Annotated in this window: 19 protein-coding genes; 16 read left to right on the top strand and 3 right to left on the bottom strand. The window is 52.0% G+C overall.

Annotated elements, in window-relative coordinates; all coding sequences use genetic code 11:
• Positions 1–106 precede the first annotated feature (106 nt).
• The 6 genes from ACE5KN_RS18840 (at position 107) to ACE5KN_RS18815 (ending at position 6,880) form a co-directional block, all read left to right on the top strand.
• The gene (locus tag ACE5KN_RS18840) at positions 107–1,168 is read left to right on the top strand and encodes a YeeE/YedE thiosulfate transporter family protein (protein WP_375527190.1); all 1,062 of its coding nucleotides are present in this window, start codon (positions 107–109) and stop codon (positions 1,166–1,168) included.
• A gap of 57 nt (positions 1,169–1,225) precedes the next feature.
• Positions 1,226–1,450, top strand: a complete 225-nt coding sequence (locus tag ACE5KN_RS18835; RefSeq protein ID WP_355322971.1) for a sulfurtransferase TusA family protein — start codon at positions 1,226–1,228, stop codon at positions 1,448–1,450.
• 327 nt (positions 1,451–1,777) lie between these two features.
• Positions 1,778–3,064: an adenylosuccinate synthase gene (locus tag ACE5KN_RS18830; RefSeq protein WP_375527136.1), complete on the top strand. Its 1,287-nt coding sequence runs from the start codon at positions 1,778–1,780 to the stop codon at positions 3,062–3,064.
• Between the two features lie 443 nt (positions 3,065–3,507).
• The gene (locus ACE5KN_RS18825) at positions 3,508–4,176 is read left to right on the top strand and encodes a hypothetical protein (RefSeq protein ID WP_375527137.1); all 669 of its coding nucleotides are present in this window, start codon (positions 3,508–3,510) and stop codon (positions 4,174–4,176) included.
• 438 nt (positions 4,177–4,614) lie between these two features.
• Entirely contained in the window at positions 4,615–6,135 is a 1,521-nt protein-coding gene (locus ACE5KN_RS18820) for a peptidoglycan DD-metalloendopeptidase family protein (RefSeq protein ID WP_375527138.1), read from the top strand.
• A 376-nt stretch (positions 6,136–6,511) separates the two neighbouring features.
• The gene (locus ACE5KN_RS18815) at positions 6,512–6,880 is read left to right on the top strand and encodes a VOC family protein (protein WP_375527139.1); all 369 of its coding nucleotides are present in this window, start codon (positions 6,512–6,514) and stop codon (positions 6,878–6,880) included.
• A 192-nt stretch (positions 6,881–7,072) separates the two neighbouring features.
• On the opposite strand, the gene ACE5KN_RS18810 is transcribed toward ACE5KN_RS18815, so the two are convergent.
• Positions 7,073–7,339: a helix-turn-helix domain-containing protein gene (locus ACE5KN_RS18810; RefSeq protein ID WP_375527140.1), complete on the bottom strand. Its 267-nt coding sequence runs from the start codon at positions 7,337–7,339 to the stop codon at positions 7,073–7,075.
• Positions 7,340–7,578: 239 nt separating this feature from the next.
• On the opposite strand from ACE5KN_RS18810, the gene ACE5KN_RS18805 reads away from it, so the two are divergent.
• The 6 genes from ACE5KN_RS18805 to ACE5KN_RS18780 all read left to right on the top strand — a co-directional run bounded on the left by ACE5KN_RS18805 (position 7,579) and on the right by ACE5KN_RS18780 (position 13,659).
• Entirely contained in the window at positions 7,579–7,878 is a 300-nt protein-coding gene (locus ACE5KN_RS18805) for a DUF6809 family protein (protein ID WP_375527141.1), read from the top strand.
• Between the two features lie 311 nt (positions 7,879–8,189).
• Positions 8,190–8,918: a response regulator YycF gene (gene yycF / locus ACE5KN_RS18800; RefSeq protein WP_375527142.1), complete on the top strand. Its 729-nt coding sequence runs from the start codon at positions 8,190–8,192 to the stop codon at positions 8,916–8,918.
• On the top strand, positions 8,915–10,741 hold the full coding sequence (gene walK / locus ACE5KN_RS18795) for a cell wall metabolism sensor histidine kinase WalK (RefSeq protein WP_375533125.1): 1,827 nt from the start codon (positions 8,915–8,917) through the stop codon (positions 10,739–10,741). Before yycF ends, walK begins: the two co-directional genes overlap by 4 nt.
• Positions 10,738–12,051, top strand: coding sequence for a YycH family regulatory protein (locus ACE5KN_RS18790; protein WP_375527143.1), 1,314 nt, complete (start codon positions 10,738–10,740; stop codon positions 12,049–12,051). The genes walK and ACE5KN_RS18790 overlap by 4 nt, the downstream gene beginning before the upstream one ends.
• A 45-nt stretch (positions 12,052–12,096) precedes the next feature.
• Positions 12,097–12,849, top strand: coding sequence for a two-component system regulatory protein YycI (gene yycI, locus ACE5KN_RS18785; RefSeq protein WP_375527144.1), 753 nt, complete (start codon positions 12,097–12,099; stop codon positions 12,847–12,849).
• Positions 12,850–12,852: 3 nt separating this feature from the next.
• Entirely contained in the window at positions 12,853–13,659 is an 807-nt protein-coding gene (locus tag ACE5KN_RS18780) for an MBL fold metallo-hydrolase (RefSeq protein WP_375527145.1), read from the top strand.
• Here the strand turns inward: ACE5KN_RS18780 and ACE5KN_RS18775 are convergent.
• Positions 13,628–13,834 (bottom strand): hypothetical protein, encoded by a 207-nt coding sequence (locus ACE5KN_RS18775; RefSeq protein ID WP_375527146.1) that lies wholly within the window; start codon positions 13,832–13,834, stop codon positions 13,628–13,630. The genes ACE5KN_RS18780 and ACE5KN_RS18775 overlap by 32 nt on opposite strands.
• Positions 13,835–14,201: 367 nt before the next feature.
• Between ACE5KN_RS18775 and ACE5KN_RS18770 the strand changes: the two genes are divergently transcribed.
• Both ACE5KN_RS18770 and ACE5KN_RS18765 read left to right on the top strand, forming a co-directional pair.
• Positions 14,202–15,443, top strand: a complete 1,242-nt coding sequence (locus tag ACE5KN_RS18770; protein WP_375527148.1) for a S1C family serine protease — start codon at positions 14,202–14,204, stop codon at positions 15,441–15,443.
• Between the two features lie 312 nt (positions 15,444–15,755).
• Complete coding sequence (locus ACE5KN_RS18765) at positions 15,756–16,631, top strand: DNA-binding protein (RefSeq protein WP_375527149.1); 876 nt, start codon at positions 15,756–15,758, stop codon at positions 16,629–16,631.
• A gap of 82 nt (positions 16,632–16,713) precedes the next feature.
• On the opposite strand, the gene ACE5KN_RS18760 is transcribed toward ACE5KN_RS18765, so the two are convergent.
• Positions 16,714–17,091, bottom strand: coding sequence for a YxeA family protein (locus ACE5KN_RS18760; RefSeq protein WP_375527150.1), 378 nt, complete (start codon positions 17,089–17,091; stop codon positions 16,714–16,716).
• Between the two features lie 395 nt (positions 17,092–17,486).
• Between ACE5KN_RS18760 and ACE5KN_RS18755 the strand changes: the two genes are divergently transcribed.
• Complete coding sequence (locus ACE5KN_RS18755; RefSeq protein WP_375527151.1) at positions 17,487–17,654, top strand: CxxH/CxxC protein; 168 nt, start codon at positions 17,487–17,489, stop codon at positions 17,652–17,654.
• A 158-nt stretch (positions 17,655–17,812) separates the two neighbouring features.
• Positions 17,813–18,391 carry a GNAT family N-acetyltransferase gene (locus ACE5KN_RS18750; RefSeq protein ID WP_375527152.1) on the top strand — a complete coding sequence of 193 codons (579 nt, stop codon included), beginning with the start codon at positions 17,813–17,815 and terminating at the stop codon, positions 18,389–18,391.
• The last annotated feature ends 51 nt before the right edge of the window (positions 18,392–18,442 follow it).

Genomic DNA, 18,442 nt, shown 5'->3' with positions numbered 1-18,442 from the left:
GGTTGCTACAATACACGTTGCAAACAATTAATTCCGATGAATTTAGTTGTATATAGCTTGTTCAACTGAATTTATATATTTTTGGAGGTTAGTCATGACAATTAACATGCTTATAACAGGTCTGCTGTGCGGCGCACTGCTGGGATTTGTGATGCAGCGGGGGCGCTTCTGCCTGACAGGCGGCTTCAGAGACATGTATATCGCGAAGGACAACCGGATGTTCTATGCGCTATTGATTGCCATTGCCGTGCAAAGCATCGGGGTTTATGCGCTTCTGCAGGCAGGGGTTCTGCAGTTTAAAGCCGGTTCCTTCCCGATTGTCGCCACTATTGTGGGCTCCTTTGTCTTCGGCATCGGAATTATTCTGGCCGGTGGCTGTGCGACAGGCACCTGGTATCGTGCGGGAGAGGGGTTGCTGGGAAGCTGGATTGCGTTGTTCGGGTACATGCTGATGGCAGCCATCATGAAGAGCGGTCCGCTGAAGCCGCTGAACGCTGGATTGCGTGATGCGGGAACGGCGCCCAACTCCATGGCAGGCACGCTTGGCATTTCTGTCTGGATCTTAATCGCGCTTCTGGCTCTTATCACTGTAGGTGTTGTCATCCGTGAGCTGCGGAAGCCGAAGGTGAAAATTCCCGCTATGCGCCCCAAACGGAAAGGTCTCAGCCATATTCTGTTCGAGAAGCGCTGGCATCCGTTTGTGACGGCGGTGCTGGTCGGCTTGATTGCCATTCTGGCTTGGCCGCTCAGTGAAGCAACCGGCCGCATGAGCGGTCTGGGCATTACGACTCCGTCGGCGAACATTATTCAGTATCTGGTGACAGGTGATCAGACGATCATCAACTGGGGAGTATTTCTCGTACTCGGTATTTTCCTCGGATCTTTCATTGCCGCCAAAGCGAGCCGTGAATTCCGCTTTCGGGCACCGGATGCAAGAACAGCCGTAACAAGCCTGTGCGGCGGGCTGCTGATGGGCTTCGGCGCCAGTCTGGCCGGCGGCTGCTCCATCGGCAACGGGCTGGTTATGACGGCCATGATGACCTGGCAGGGCTGGATTTCGCTGGTCTTTATGATTCTCGGTACGTGGACGGCATCTTACTTCGTTTTTGTCCGTCCGAACGCCAAGAAAGCTGCTCAGAAGGCAGCCGCCCAGCCTACAACGGCATAATTCCGGGAATTAGGTAGACTCGATAGTACAGATCAACAAGTGAGAGGAGAATAATAGATGAAACAGAAACTGGAAGTGCTTGGCATGGTGTGCCCGTTTCCGCTTATTGAAGCAAAAAACGCAATGGAGCAGCTGAACAGCGGCGATGAGCTGGTCATCGACTTTGACTGCACACAGGCGACGGAGAGCATCCCGCGCTGGGCGGCGGAGGCCGGACATGAAGTGACCAACTACGAGCAGCTTGATGAAGCGCAATGGACCATTACCGTTCAGAAGAAATGATCTGCAGCCTCATTAGCCGTTGTCCCGTGTAAAGCGGGATGACGGTTTTTTTCTGGTGAAAATAGCCTGATTTACGAACAATCCAATTTTCATGTTATATAATGTTCGTTTTTTATTTGACTTTAAAAAAGGAGACTGTTACACTTAGATTGCTGCTTTAAAGCGGCAGGATCATGCACGCCCGGGATGTTCCGCTGTTCTGGAACAGCTGCCGGACGTTTTTCCTGTTGTCCAAATCCTGTCCGCTGCATCGGTGCAAGGTGCCGCCCGGGTGGGGAAGCAGTCCAAAATCAGAGTGTCTGGGGCACTCCACGGAGGAATGAAACTATGTCAACTGTAGTCGTTGTGGGAACACAATGGGGAGACGAAGGAAAGGGCAAAATCACGGACTTTCTGGCAGAGAGCGCCGATGTAGTAGCCCGGTACCAAGGGGGCAATAATGCCGGACATACCATTCTGATCGAAGGCAAAAAATATAAGCTCAGCCTGATCCCATCCGGTGTATTTTATGCGGATAAAACTTGCGTTATTGGCAACGGCATGGTCATTAATCCTGCAGCTTTAATTGAAGAGATCAATTACATTCATGATAATGGATTTTCTACAAAAAATCTGGTCATCAGCGACCGCGCTCATGTCATCATGCCTTATCATATGACACTGGATGCGCTGGAGGAAGACCGCAAGGGACCGAACAAGATCGGAACGACCCGTAAGGGCATCGGTCCTGCCTATATGGATAAAGCGGCGCGCAACGGCATCCGGATTTCCGATTTGCTGGATGCGGAGGAATTCGAGCAGAAGCTGCGCCATTTGATGAAGGAAAAGAATCAGATCATTACGCAGGTATACGGCGCCGAGCCTCTGGATGTGGAAGAAATTCTGAAGCAATATCTGGAATATGCCGAAATCATTCGTCCATATGTTACAGATACCTCGGTGGTGCTCAATGATGCCATTGATGCGAGCCAAAAGGTGCTGTTCGAAGGCGCGCAAGGGGTTATGCTCGATATCGATCAGGGCACTTATCCGTTCGTAACATCCTCCAACCCGTCAGCAGGCGGTGTGTGCATCGGATCGGGTGTCGGCCCGTCCAAGATCAAGGAGGTCATTGGTGTGGCGAAGTCCTACACGACACGTGTAGGCGACGGACCGTTCCCAACCGAACTGAACAATGAGATCGGCGACTTTATCCGTGAAAAAGGCCATGAGTACGGAACGGTCACCGGGCGTCCGCGCCGTGTCGGCTGGTTCGACAGCGTCGTGGTCCGCCATGCCCGCCGCGTGAGCGGCATTACAGGGCTGTCCTTGAACTCGCTGGACGTTCTGACAGGCCTGGAGAAGGTCAAAATCTGCACAGGCTACAAATACCGTGGGGAGATCATTACACACTATCCGGCCAGCTTGAAGAGCCTGGCGGAGTGCGAAGCAGTGTATGAAGAGCTGCCGGGCTGGAGCGAGGACATCAGCAATGTGAAGACGCTTGATGAGCTGCCGGAGAATACGCGTAATTACGTGAAGCGTGTATCCGAGCTTACAGGCATTCCGATTGCCATCTTCTCTGTAGGCCGCAACCGTGAGCAGACGAACCAAGTGCTTCCGATTTACGTATAAGAGGTAGTTCAAAAAGTCATCTTTTGATCACGAAGGAAATCAAGAAGCGGACTCGACATCGAATCTTGAATTCAGCCGGGACTAAGCGGATGCTTCCGAAGCATGTTTCCTGCGGAAACATTTCAGGTGCTCACGTACCCCCAAGTACGCTCCGCTCCTCAGTCCCTAGCTTCATCCAATTCAAGCGTTCTGAAAAAACGCACTTCGGAAGCATTAGCTTCGGTGCTGAAAACCTGACTTTTTGAACACGTACTATACAGAATCACATTATTCAGCGTGTCAGCTGCTTATTTACAGATATGCAGCTGGCACGCTTTATTATTTTTTGAGACGTTGTAACTCTCCTGCACGCCACTCAGGGGTTAATTCTCCTTTTTTTCGTCCATACTGGTACAAAAAGGTAATCGAAGCTGCTGTGTGGTGCCAAGAGGAGGAGATTGCATATGAGATGGCTCGGATGGCTGATGAAGACAGGATTGACCGTCGTTCTGATCAGCGGGCTGACGTTGCTGACCACGGGAATGGTTGTGAATGCGTATCTGAAATCGCTGCTGGAATCTTTTAATATACAGCTTGAGAATGAACCGGCCATAGGTTTGAATGTTTTCGGCGGAGGCCTGTTCGGGAGCAAGCAGCCGGATAGCGGCTCAACGGAATCTGCCGTCACAGGCAATCCGGGAGAAACGGGGAGCACACCGGTTCAGCAGGGAGATACCCCTCCTGCGAAGCCCAGCTCTGAAGAGGTGCCGGACGGTGCGCTGCCGGTCATGGGGAGCAGCCAGGATGAAACAACGCCAAATGAAGCATCAGGGGAAGCGTCAGAGGAGGGCACCAGTGGCGCCAGTAATTCTGATGCTGCGGGGTCCGGCGGTGAGGAGCTGGTCATGACGCCTGGTGAAATTGCGGAGAAGAAGGACAGCTTGCCGGAAGCGGAGAAGCAGCAGATCTTTACCATGCTGATGAACAAACTGCCAGCTGAGGATATGCAGAAGATTTCCGCTGCCATGGAAGACGGATTGACGGAAACCGAGCTGCAGGAGATTGAACAGGTGATTGCCAAGCGGATGACGACGGAGGAATATACCAAGTTGATGGAGCTGCTTAAGAAATAAAGACATGACGTACGCTCCGCTCCTCAGTTCCTGGCTTCATCCAACTCAAGCATTTTGAAAAAACGCACTCCGGAAGCATACGCATCGGTGCTGAAAACCTGACTTTTTGAACTCGCACATATAGGTCTTTGGACTTGCTCTTTCGTATGTTTTGTAAACGTAAGGTATAAAAACCAAAAGAAGTATAGTGGAATAAATCGTTTGCAAGCCGCGCCCCGCGCGGTTTTTTGCATTGTTTGGTAAAGTTGAAATCCCGGTAAAAGCTGTGTTAAAGTAAACTGGTATTATGAAAAGGTTAAATTTTTGAAACCTTTTTGCGTATCCATGCAATTTTAACAATCAAACTTAACTACGAACTAATGGAATGGTCCTTAATACAAATCAGAGATCGGAATACTGAATTTTTGAGCTGAAGAAAGATCTGAAAGGGAGAGAACCATGAAGGGTTTCAAGGGAACACGATGGATTGGCAGGAAGCCCGGAAGCGGAGCATCTGATGAACAGGAAGACAAGAAGAAGCCCGCATTTGACATCAGACAGTGGCGGCAGGGCTTGAACGGTCCCCGCAAATGGGCAGTAGTGGCGGCCGGAAGTGTCATTGTCGTAGGCGGGATTATATTTGCAGGCAACCAGTATGTTGCCGCCAACACCGTCCCCTACTACAAGGTGTACGTCAAGGGCACGGAAGTAGGAGCTGTCCAGAGCGAGGAACAGCTGAAGAAGCTGTATGAAAATAAAGCGCAGGAGTATGCGGAGAAATATCCGGATGTGGAGATGGTGCTGAATACAAAAGGCATATCGACCAAGGTGGAGAAAGCCTACAAAGCGGATATTGACAGCAACGCGACGCTGGATAAGCTGGACGGCATGCTGACGGCATACGCCAAAGGCGTCGAGCTGGTCGTGGACGGAGAGGCCGTAGGTATTGTCAAGGATACTGAAACAGCCAAGGCTGTACTGAAGCAGGTCCAGAAGAAGTACATACCGGACAATGATGGTAAGACGGGTGTACAATCCAGCACCAAGAGAGCCTCGACCGGGACGGCCGCCGCAGCGCCTAAGACCTGGCTGACCTCCGTAGGCATCAAAGAGGATATTGGTCTTGAATCGGTGAAGGCTGATCCGAACAAGATGCTGACGGAGGATGAAGCAGTCAAGGCTTTGATGAAGGAACGGGAAGAGCCGGTAACTTATACGGTAAGGGAAGGGGATACGCTCTCCACCATCGCCAGCAATTTTGGCATGACCCCTTGGGAGATCAAGCAGAATAACCCTGGCACGAAGGAAAAGTACCTGCAAATCGGTGATGAGCTTAAAATTACGGCCCCGAAGCCGCCGGTCACGGTCAAGACGGTGGAGAAGGTGGTCGAACAGATCAGGATTGAGCCGGAGCGGGTTATTCGTCAAAGCGATGAGCTGAAGGCTGGAACCAGCAAGGTTGTCCGTCCCGGACAGGCAGGCTTGAAGCAGATGGACTATCGGATCACCAAGGAGAACGGGGCAGTTGTGAAAGAAGAATGGCTCGGCCAGAAGGTACTGAAGGCTTCCGTACCGGAGGTTGTGCTGCGGGGCACCAAGGTGGTTGGCCAGGGGTCAGGCGACTTCGCGTGGCCGGTATCGGGCGCTTCTCTGACAAGCAGCTTTGGCTCGCGCTGGGGCAGGATGCACGAAGGCGTCGATATGGTGGGCAGCCGCGATGTCAGGGCAGCGGATGAAGGCAGGGTTGTTTTTGCCGGACAGCAGAATGGATACGGCAATGTGATCATAATCGACCATGGCAACGGTTATCAGACATTGTACGGCCATCTGAGCAGCATCGGCGTCTCCGTCGGCCAGACTGTAAGCAAGGGAGAGTCCATCGCCGTAATGGGCAGCACGGGCCGTTCAACGGGAACGCATCTGCATTTTGAAATCCGTAAGAACAACATAGCGCAAAATCCGCTCACTTATCTGAGATAAACGAAAGTCACACCTGAGCACAAGTGTCTGGGAGTCACAAGTGTAATGAACTGATTATTTTATATATTTATTTTTTAAAAAAGACATAGGATTTTGCTAAACTAGATGCACCTTCGGCTTTCTTCATTGTGTACTTTACAATGAGTGAGCAGAGGTGCATTTTGTGTTTTTAAAGAGACGAAAGATCAGATAAGAGAAAAAATCGAAAAAATGAAAGAACGCTACTGACATACTGTTGGCAAGAGGGGGCTTGTACAATCAAGATATACAAAATGAAGGCGAGGTTATTTACATGGCTTTATAAGAAACGAATGGTGTACTGAAGAATTGCAAATGCTTAGCATAAACAGCCCTATATACAAAGGAGGACCTTATTATGTCAGTAATTGGACCCGATTTCATTTCACTTCAAGTGAGCAATCTTGAAAGCTCTGCGGAATTCTATCAAAACTATCTCGGACTGGTCCGCTCACAGGCGGGACCACCTCATGCTGTGGTCTTTGAAACAAAGCCTATTGCATTTGCTCTTCGTGACCTAATGCCAGGAGTAGAACTCGGTTCAGGTACTCAGCCTGGACTTGGTGTCGCTCTGTGGCTTCATGCACCTGATGCGCAAGAAATCCACGACAAGCTTATGGCAGCAGGCGTAAAGATTACATCCGCACCAATAGATGGACCATTCGGGCGAACCTTTACATTTGCCGACCCGGACGGTTACCTGGTTACCCTTCACAGTAAGGCCTAATACGCAAATGTATCCAGCTTAATAATAGTGATAATTTCCTCTGTCACAGAGGGCCAAGTGATTATTACAACATTAAGAACGTGTTCCTAAAAGTGAGATGCTCCCCATACGGTAGACAGGTGAAATAGTAAACCCTGTTACTGTGAGGGGAGTTTTTTCATGTTCTCATATCCCTGCTTTGGAGTTATCCTCTTAAATAAACAGCTCACGCAACACGCGGTACGCGCGCTCCTGCTCTTGCACGCTTCGGCCGCGCAGCAACTGAGCGATTTCTTCTATCCATTTTTCCTCGATTTCAGCCGCAGTTTGCTTCGATCCAAACGTAACGGTCACTTCGGTATGTAGGGCTTCCGCAATTTTTTCAAGCGTCTGCAATTGGAGGTTTTGTTCGCCGCGTTCCACACGGCCAATATAGCTCCCTTGAGAGTCTAACACTTCGGCAAGCTGATCCTGGGTCATTCCGCACAGGCTACGCTGCTGGCGGATTTGTTCTCCGATAGTTTTGGCTAACGATTTCAGTTGGACGCACCCCCTATAAAAAGTGTAGACCAACGGTGGGAGGTACTTGGAGAGTCTTAAGAGTTCAAAAAAACACAAATTGAACTTATAAGTTCTTTTAGTGTATACTTTCTATAGGGGTTCCACAAATTGTAACGGCGTGGTTGCCTATACTGTCCAATCCACAAAGGAGGATGAATATGGGTTCTATTTTGGAAGCTCTATACCAGGGGAGATTACAGCCGGATGAGGCAATCATGCCTGTGCATCCCGAGTACCGGGCGTTGAACCGAAACATTGCATCGCTCATGGAGCAGTGGAAAAAGCGACTAGGTGAGGAAGCGTTCCGGGAACTGGAGGACTTATTCGACCTCAGCGCCCAGTCCAGCGGCATGCACGCTGAAGCTGCCTTTTATCATGGCTTCAACCTGGGAGCTACGCTGCTGGTTGAGGTGATGATGGCGCGGGAACAGTTTTCCTTTACCCATGAGACGAAATAGAGAAGTGCATCTTGCCATGGCGAACCGGTGGCGGCCATTTCTATTCTGTTCTGGTGTTCGGATGGAGCATGTCTCCATTCGGACGCTTTTTTGTATCTTCGGGTTGCCGGGCATGTTTTTTTGCTATTTTCTGCGCGGTAAGAGTGTTTTTTTGGCAGGCAACATGGCTGGGATAGATGTAACGGCAGGCCCGCTATGCTAAAATGAAGGTCAGATATAAAATAAACACAAAAATACGAATTGCCAAAATACGAAATGCCAAAATGGCTCCATAAGCTTCATATCATAGATTGATCGAGGTGAGATACGGCATGCAGGGAACGATTCTGGTGGTGGATGACGAACAGCCTATCGCCGATATTTTGAAATTCAATCTGGAAAAGGAAGGCTACCAGGTCATCTGCGCCTTTGACGGAATCAGTGCGGTCGATATCGCCGTCAAGCAGCAGCCGGATCTGATTCTGCTGGATTTGATGCTGCCGGGTATGGACGGTATGGATGTATGCCGCGAAGTGAGGGGACATCATCTGCAAACCCCCATCATTATGCTTACCGCCAAGGACGGGGAGATTGACAAGGTGCTTGGCTTGGAGCTGGGGGCGGACGATTATGTGACCAAGCCGTTCAGCACGCGCGAGCTGCTGGCGCGGGTGAAGGCGCAGATGCGCCGTCAGCGCGGTGTCACGGCAGCCGAGCCCAAGCCGGCTGAGGAAAAACCGCAGGGGCTGCGTGTCGGGGAGCTTTATTTTGATACGGATATGTACACAGCTTATAAAAATGGGGCTCCGCTCGATCTGACGCATCGTGAATACGAGCTGCTGCACTATATGGCGAAAAATGCGGGCAAGGTGATGACGCGCGAGCATTTGCTGCAGGCGGTATGGGGTTTTGAGTATTACGGCGACGTGCGGACAGTGGATGTCACCATCCGGCGGCTGCGCGAGAAGATTGAGGAGAATCCGAGCAAACCGGAGACGATTATGACCCGGCGCGGGCTCGGCTATTTGATCCATAACGGCAAGGGCGGCAGCTTCGGATGAAATGGATGGAGTTCTTCCGTACGATTCAGGCGAAGCTGATCATTATTTATGTGCTGCTTATCCTGGTGGCCATGCAGTTGATCGGCGTGTATTTCGTCAGTTCCATGAAGAACTCGCTGACGAGCAATTTCACGCAGGATTTGCAGGCCCGGGCGGAAATGCTGGCCGTGCTTGCCGAGCAGGACTTGAGCGGGGGCGATGGCAAAAGTGCGGAAGACAGTGTGGAAAGCCTGCGCGCGCGCGTGAACAATCTGTTTGACTTCAGCGGCGCCGAGATTCAGGTGCTGGACGCGAGCGGAAAGGTGCTGATCACCTCGCAGGGCTCGCATGCCGATTATGTCGGCCGCAAAAACACACAAACCGTGGTCAGCCGTGCGCTGCAGGGCATCCGCGACAATGAGGAATATATGATCGATGAAGACAATGTGCGCAAAAAGGTCGTGGCCAAGCCGGTCATCAGCGATGGCAAAATCGTTGGCGCCGTCTACATTGCCGCCTCCATGGCCGAGCTGTATGACACGATGCAGCGGATCAACAATGTCTTCCTGTCCGGGATGCTGATTGCGCTCGGGCTGACGGCCGTGCTGGGGGTCGTGCTCGCCCATACGATCACACATCCGATCAGGCTGATGACAAAACATGCGACGGCCGTGGCGGAGGGCAGCTTCGATCAGAAGATGCCCGTGTTTGGCAGTGATGAGATTGGCCAGCTGAGCAGCGCCTTCAATTATATGACCAGCAGGCTGCGCGATGCGCTCGCCCAGAACGAGGAGGAGAAGGAGAAGCTGTCCTCCATTCTGTCGAACATGAGCGACGGCGTCATTGCGACGGATGAGAACGGGCGGGTCATCCTCGTCAACCTGCGCGCGAGCTCCATGCTCGGGGTGAACAATAACGAGATTGCCGGCAGGCATATCGCGCTGCTGCTCGGTCTCGACCCGGAGGAAGCGGATGCGCTCATTACGGGCATACCCGCCTCCACATTGCTGCAGCTGGAGCCGCCGGACCAGTCCGAGCCGGTCGTGATCCGGGTCACGTTCACGCCGATTCACCGCCGCGAGATCGGCATTACCGGCACCATCGCCGTGCTGCAGGATGTAACCGAGCAGGAGGAGATGGAGCATACGCGGCGCGAGTTCGTGGCGAACGTGTCGCATGAGCTGCGGACGCCGCTGACGACGATCCGGAGCTACGCGGAAGCGCTTGATGAGGGCGCTATGCAGGAGCCGCAGCTCGGTGAGCGTTTTGTCGGCGTCATCCGGAATGAGACCGAGCGCATGATCCGGCTGGTTACGGATCTGCTGCACCTGTCCAGGCTGGATTCCAATGAGGCTCCGCTTCGCATTCAGCCGGTGGATGTGGAAGAGCTGCTGGAGGACGTGGCGGACCGCTTTTCGTTTCAAATGCAGGAGAAACAGATCACGGACCGGGTTATCATTGAACAGGGCATCGGCGCCGTTATGATGGACCGGGATCAAGTGGATCAGGTGCTGGATAATCTGGTATCGAATGCGCTCAAATACACACCGGAAGACGGCAGCATTGTGATCGAGGCCCGCCGCCGCGGCGAGTGGCTGGCAATATCCGTACAGGATACCGGTATCGGCATTCCGAAGAAGGATCTCGACAGGATTTTCGAACGTTTTTACCGTGTCGACAAAGCCCGTTCGCGAAACATGGGTGGAACAGGGCTGGGCTTGTCGATTGCCCGGGAAATTGTCAAGGCACATGGCGGCACAATCACCCTGGAATCCGAGCTCGGCAAAGGAACATGCGCGACGTTTACACTGCCGCTGCCGGGTGAAGGGAGGGAAGCGCAGTGAAGGAACGCTTGAAGTCGGCGGCGCTGGCTGCCCTGGTGCTGGGCAGTCTGGTGCAGAGCTATTTCTTGATCTACCGCCTGCCGGGAAGCGGCACGGTGCTTACATCGGAGACGAGCTATGTGCAGACCGAGAATATGGGCCAGGAGGAGAGCGTTGAAGATCTGATTTTCCCTGACCGGATGATCATCCACATGGGGGAAAACAAGCATACAGTCTTTTATCCGGGAACGACCTTTTATGATCTGATTCTTTCGCGTCTGGAAGGACGGGCCTTTGAAAACTATCAAAGACGCAGCATCCAGTCAGCGGACTGGAACGCCATCCGCCAGCAGAACAAGGGAATTGAGCTTTCCTTCAGCGGGGGTGTGCCTGTTACGCTGCTGGAAAGGCTGATGCGGATTACACCTGACCCTGTCTTCCGTGCGGAAACGATCAACCGGATCTGGATCTACATCGACAAGCAGGGATCGAAGACACACGCGCTGTTTTTCAGCACCCGCGGGGATGTCGTGTATGAGGCAACCCAGGCGGATTTGACGGTCGAGGATGTGGCGCAGCATGTAGCCTTTGGCATCAGCTCACCGCCATATGAGATGGTGGAGGGGGATTATTATATCCCCCAAGGGGATATGGAGGTAGAGCAGCCTGTCGTTCTGTCGGGCTTGTTCACCATTGAGCAGATGCAGCGCAACCTGTTTTTTGACCCAAGCATTACACGCAATATTCAGGAGAAGGACGGATCGGAAATCTATACGGACAGCAAGCGCAGCCTTCAGGTGAAGCAGGAGCAGCGCTGGATGAGCTATACGGACCCGGCCGCCCCTTCCTCGGAGCAAAGCGACGCCGTCCGCGATCTGCTTGCAGGCGTGGAATTCGTTAACCAGCACGGCGGCTGGGACGGCCGCTACCGGCTGGCGCTGCAGAGCAGCCTGGATTATGGAACCAAGGTAGTATTTCAGCAGTATTACAAGTCTTTCCCGGTGTTGGACAAGCCGGCCTTCCGCTTTGGGACCATACAATTGGAGATGCAGCAGGAAACGGCGTCGGTCTATGAGCGCTCATTGCTCTATCTGAAGGGCGGCGAGCATTCCTCCCACAAGGTGATGCTGCCGGGCGGGGAGAAGCTGAAGCAGCAGCTTGTCAAGCAGGCGGAGGGCCAGGCCATTAGGGACATTAGCCCGGTGTATGTGCCAAAGCTGATCGATCAGGGAATTGAGCTGGTTCCGGTATGGCGGGTGAAGCTGGAAAACGGCGGCGAATTTACAGTAGGGGCGTCGCCAGCTTCCGGAACAGCAGGAGCTGGCCGCTAATGCCGGTCCGGAGCGCTGTGATTGAAATATGAAGGAGGAACGGGGATGGATTGGAGCCGCGCCAAAAATGTGCTGATTTTCACCTTTTTGCTGCTGAATCTGGTGCTGGGGTTCCAGCTGTGGAGCGATATGCGCGAGACGGCCGGCCCGTCGCTGGATTTCACATCCCTTGATAAGGATACACAGCGGCTGATGGAGGAGAAGGGCATTCAGGTGCTGGCTCCCATTCCCGGTGGAACACCAGAGCTGCCGAAGCTGTCCTATACGTACGTGGAAGGCGAGAAAGGGAAGAAGGTCAAACTGGCCAATCCAGTGGACAGCAAGCTGATTTTCAGCCTGCCGGAGCTGACGGAAGCACTGCGTTCCGAGATTCCGGATATCGCCAACTACGATTATGATCCTTTGGCAGAATATGATTCGGACGATGCCTTCGGCGCCTTTGTGCTGCATCCGCTCGTCGAGGGCAGATGGCCCCTTTTCAAGGTAAATCTGGAGCTGTATTACAGTAATCAGAAGATTACGGAATACCGCAAAATTCCGGTGGAGCTGACGACGACGGAGGAAAAGGAAACGGCGCTGCCGGCGGCGAAGGCCTTGGGCAGACTGGTGGATAATTATTTGCCGATGGAAGCGGTCGTGAAGGATATACGGCTGGGCTATTACGGGCGTGATTTTAACTCGGACAACCAGGTGGCCGTTGCGGTATGGCGGTTTATTCTGGAGGACGGGCAGGAGTATTACGTGCAGATGAACGGTGATGTCATCAGCCCGAAGACAGAGCAAACGGGGGAATTATGAGCAATGGGCATATCATTTACCGTCCTGTCGAGCGGTTCGACAGGGAATGCGACGGTGGTCCGCAATGAGGACACCACCATAATGATCGACGCAGGGCTTAGCGCGAAGCGCATTGAAGAGCTGCTGCAGGAACGGGAGCTGAGCGGCGGGGATCTGGACGGCATCCTCGTGACTCACGAGCATTCCGACCATATTAAAGGCCTGGGGGCGGTCGCGCGCAAATACAGCCTCCCGGTCTACGCCAATGAAAAAACCTGGGCGGCGATGGCCAAGTCCATCGGAGCTATAGAGGACGAGAATCGCAGGATACTGGAGACAGGGGCGACCATGGAATTCGGATCACTGCGCGTGGAATCGTTCGGCATATCTCATGACGCCGCCGAGCCGGTGGGCTACAACTTTTATGACGGACCGGAGAAGCTGAGCGTCGCCACCGATCTCGGCTATGTCAGCGACAAGGTGAAGCAGGCGATCTCCAAAGCGGATGTGCTGGTTCTGGAGGCGAACCATGACGTAGAGATGCTGCGCATGGGCCGTTATCCTTGGAATATCAAGCGCCGAATTCTGAGCGATATCGGCCATTTATCCAACGAAATGGCGGGAGCCATCCTGAGCGAGCTGCTTGACGGATATACAAAGCGGACGTACCTTGCGCATTTGAGCCGCGACCATAATATGATGGAGCTGGCCAAAATGACGGTACGCGGAGCAATGGAAGACCGTGGCTGTTTTTACAAGGATTCCGAATTCAGGCTGTGTGACACATATTACGACAGGCCTACGCCATGGGATAAGGTAAGTGAGCCATAAAGCTGTCCAGTTCGGCGGCTTTGCTCTCCACTTCCTCACGTGTTAAGAGCCCCTTTTCCACGAGCAGCTCGATCAGCGTGCTGAGCGCAAGCGTGTTGCGGTAATGCTCTTCCTTCAGGTCTGCCAGCTTGGCGACGATCCCCACATCCTCCATGGTTGTCCGGTAGCGTTCCATTATGCATTTCTCCTTTCAAAAAAATGAACTTGTCCGCTTAAAACATCTCTGTTTTTTAAAGTGGCATATGATACAATACAATTACTAAATACAAAGATTTGGAAGCTGCACAAACAGCCTGATGAGTGCCTGGTAAAGCGGCAATGCATGTCCTGTAGTCTCTTTACCATTGTAGTCAGGTTCAGTGAAGTTCATTCCTCTTTTTGCCTCTATCCGGTTCGTTCGCCAGCGTGTATGCTGGAAATGCCGACTCGTGCTGCGGTAAACGGGCAGGGACTGTGAAATTTTTTTTAGTTTCGCTTTGCAAAGGAAATTTGTAGTGATAAATAGTAAAACCGGTACGTGTCATGAAGGGGAGAGGATCAGCATGGGCTTGTTTGATGACGACTTTTACTCGGCTAAAGTGTCGGGACGCAGCTTGAAGACCCCCGCTTCCGGTTCCCGTCATAACAAGGCCCGATGGTCTCGGGGAACAGGGCGCCTCAGACGGCCGTCGATGCTGCAGACTGCGGCTGTCAGCGGTGCGATTGGCGCGATGGTGGCCATTCTGCTGTTCGGCTTTATTACAGGTCTGCCTGGTACTACGGCATTCACCGGCACCAGCGGTTATAAGTCACTGTCCTTCTCATCAGATCCGTATGAGCGAATTATTCAGGCGGCTGCCAAGGTAAGGCCTGCCGTCGTAAGCATTGTAAATTACCGGGAAGGGCAAGGAGCAGTGCTGGCCGATTCGGCGCTTGGCTCGGGTGTAGTCTTCCGTATTGCCGGGGGCAAGGCCTATATCATGACCAACAATCATGTGGTGGAGGGCTCCGAGGACCTTGAAGTGGTAACGGTAGACGGGGAGAACAAGAAAGCGGAGCTGATCGGCAGGGACCGCGTAACGGATATCGCGGTGCTGGCCGTTGATGATAAGCACATGGATACGGTTGCTGAAATCGGCGATTCCAGCCGTCTGCGTCTCGGCGAGACGGTGATCGCTATCGGCAATCCGCTCGGACTGGGCGATACGCTTACTTCCGGAATCATCAGTTATACGAACCGGATCATTCCGGTGTCCATCAATCAGGATGGCGTGTATGATTGGGAGCAAAGCGTCATTCAGACGGATGCCGCCATTAACGAAGGCAATAGCGGAGGCGCGCTGGTCGATCTGAACGGGCAGGTCATCGGCATTAATACGATGAAGATCGCGGATACTGGCGTGGAGGGACTGGGTTTTGCCATTCCGGCCAATGAGGTGATGACCACGGTCTATGATCTGATGGATGATGGCGAGGTGAACCGTCCGTATCTGGGCGTATACACGGTTGATCTGGAAAATCCGTACGCTCCCATCGATGATGAGCAGCGCAAGGAGCTGAAGCTTCCGGACGAGGTCAAGTCAGGGGTGATTGTGCTGGAATCGCACGGCCCTGCAGAAGAAGCCGGTCTGAAGCTGAACGATGTGATTACAGCTCTGGACGAAAAGCCGATTAAATCCACACTGGAGCTGCGGCGTTATCTGTATAATCATAAGGAAATCGGCGATAAGATGGATGTCACCTACTACCGCCAGGGTAAGGCTGAGAAGGTGACGGTGACCCTGACGGATAAACCGAGCGAGTAAGGATTAAGGGCGAATACATCAGACCTGTCGGAGCCGGCTGGCGGCCGGAGAAGACAGTAACAGGAAGCACAGGAGAACGGGCAAGAGCATAACTTGCAACGGTCTTCTGTGCTTCCTGTATTTTTTGTCCGGAAAATCAAGGCGCCATGGTCGCCCTAGATTTGCTTGGATCATTTTGAAAGGCACAATTTGTACAAGATGATGCAGTCACCAAATTATGGGGAATTTCGATAAAATGCGGCTATTGACGAGTAAATCAGACTGGTATACCTTTGGATGGGATGGAAAATAAGAAGGAGGGTGATTGCCAAGATGACGGAAATTGATTTAAGAAACTATCGCGATCTGGACGGTCTTGTCAAGCTGCTGCGAATGGCTTATTCGCTCGGAAATTGGCCTGAGCTGATCGATATTGCAGATCATTTGCATGTGACGGCACGCAGCATGTATGAGGAGCAGTTTTTAAGGGAGCAGGGACAGGATATCATGCCCATACATAAGGAACGCCCGCTGGTGTATTATTATGGATTCAGCCTGCTCATGAAAGGAATCGCGTTCAGGAAGCAGAGAAAATATGAGGAAGAAAGGTGCTGCATCAGGCAGTATTCGGATCTTGGATGGTTTCAGAATTTGGATGAAGACGGGACTCAAGAGGTTCAACGTCTCCATTTTCTTGCCAGGGCAAACAGCTTCGGGCTTGATTTATTAGAAGGTAAGTTGGAAACGCTCCCAAAATATGTTCAATTCTTAATAGATAACCCCCAAGAAATCGCACCCGGTCTGGTCAATATTTTGGAGGCAGCGCTGCTTCATAATTTTGATCTGAATGATAAAATCGACGCGCTTATCGAAGACTTTAATCCCGACACCACGGAACTTGACCCTCTCATTTTCTCTCGTTATACCCGAATTATGTACCTGCTCATTATTTATCGTTTTAGAAACAAGGATTATAGACGGGGATTGGGCTATACATTGCACGCATTGGACAAGTTTATCCATCTGAATGATATGAGCGGTTTTAAAAGATGTGTAGCGATGTTCGAGATGTTCCGCGGCTATGCTTCGACCGGCCAGATCAAGGAGTATCAAAGCATGCTGTCATGCATTGTACAAGCTGAGCTGGTGGAAGAGAGCATGGTTTTCGACGGCGAGCGGATTGTGCCCTCTTGGGAAGGGGCTGTGTGAGAAAATAAGCAGATACGCGGAAAATGTTTTTTGTTCAGGCACAGACTGTTTTCAGATATAGGACAGGTCTCGGCATATCCCCTCAGGATTCTTCCAGATGAATGCGGATCTCCTCAGGAATGTCCTCCGGCTGTACCTCTTCATAGGAGATCAGATACCCCTTTTTCTCAGTCAGCTTCAGGTAGGCTCCTTCGCGCAGCTTGGTGCCAAGAAAGGTCGTTTCATTCATGTTTCTGTCCTCCTTCCACACGGGCAGCGTATATTGTGCAGCAGTATGCAGGCCAACCGCCGTGTCCGTGCTCAAGCTTTCAACCCGCACATAGGAGGTTTTCTCTTCGACGAACGGATTCAGCTTCGCCAGCTCCTGATCGCTGATCATCATCAATGCTCCAAACAGGAAGATGGACAACAAAACGATACAAATGGCCAGGATACCCATAACTTTGGATGAAGTGCTCATGCCATGCTCTCCTTTTCTTCATGTGATCTGTTGGTATAAATATATAAAAGAGGGACAGGAGCAGCCATCGATTCGGCTTACACTTTTCTTACAGCCATGTAAGCTGGAGGATCTGCAAATCTACAATCGGGATCAATGACGAGGAAGTTTCAGATAGCAAAATGACCGATACATAGACGAAATATATAGTTGTTCCCGAATTTTAGAGAAGATCATTAGAATGAATAGTGGCAGTTAATTTGTGGGTATAGGCAGGCAAATGGGCCGCAGGTCTTTTCTTTCCTTGTGAGGTGTGGTAGAACAGAGAAGTGGCTAGAATAATAGATATCAGGAACAAGAGCTCTAGAATTCCAGCCGCTCGCTTCAGAGGTATAACGGAAAGGGATGCTATTTGAATGTACGTCGTATGTAAAGAACATGTGGAGCTGGCGATCGACCTGTTTGTCGATGAATTTGAGGACGCACCGGATGTAGTGGATCTGAAGGAGACGGAATTCTCCGATTGGGATCCTCCGGTCAAGTGCTCCCAATGCGATCAGCATGCCGAGTTTCTGGTTGTATAACCGGATACGGATTGAGTGTACATGAAACGAATGAAATGAACCGAGCAGGAGAGCGTGGCCGGCGGGAGAGCGTCTGGTGCGCTCTTTTTGGCATCCGTCATTGTCAACAGGGCCTGTACAAGGCTAAGCTGAAGAAAAGAAATAAGGGAGGCGGCCATATGACTACTGTGCTGGGGATCCTCGATTTGGAGTTTCCTGTACTGGAAACGGCAAGACTGCGCTTGCGACAGCTGGTACAGGAAGATGCGGATGCGTTGTTCCGTCTGTTTGCGTCAGAGGAATTGATGAGATATTATGGCAGGCATCCAATGGCCGCGCTTGAGGAAGCGGGAGAAATGATTGAGCGGCATCTGCTCTTGTTCGAGGAACTTAGGGGCATCCGATGGGGGATTGAACTGAAGGAAAACGGGCAGCTTATCGGGACCGCTGGCTTTCATGCATGGGTTCACCCTTATCAGCGGGCGGAGATTGGCTATGAGCTGGATCAGGCATATCAGGGAAAAGGTCTGGCGAAAGAAGCACTGACGGCAGCGATCGATTATGCGTTCAGTACGATGGGCATCAACCGGATCGGGGCCTTGGTCTATCCGGAAAACGAGAACTCCGCCAGACTGCTGGAGCGGCTCGACTTTGAACTGGAAGGGCTGCTGAAGCAGTATGCCTTGTTCCGCGATCGCTATCAGGACTTGAATATGTACGCGCTGCTGAAGGAGCAGTGGGTGAAGAGGAATGTATGAGTTGGTTCGGATGGAGATTAACTTGGCGGTGTAGAGGGTTGTTTTACATAG

The organism is Paenibacillus terreus (assembly GCF_042138595.1).
Lineage (GTDB): Bacteria > Bacillota > Bacilli > Paenibacillales > Paenibacillaceae > Paenibacillus > Paenibacillus terreus.
Note: the sequence above shows the minus strand (reverse complement) of the source record. Positions and strands in the feature narration are given on the sequence as shown.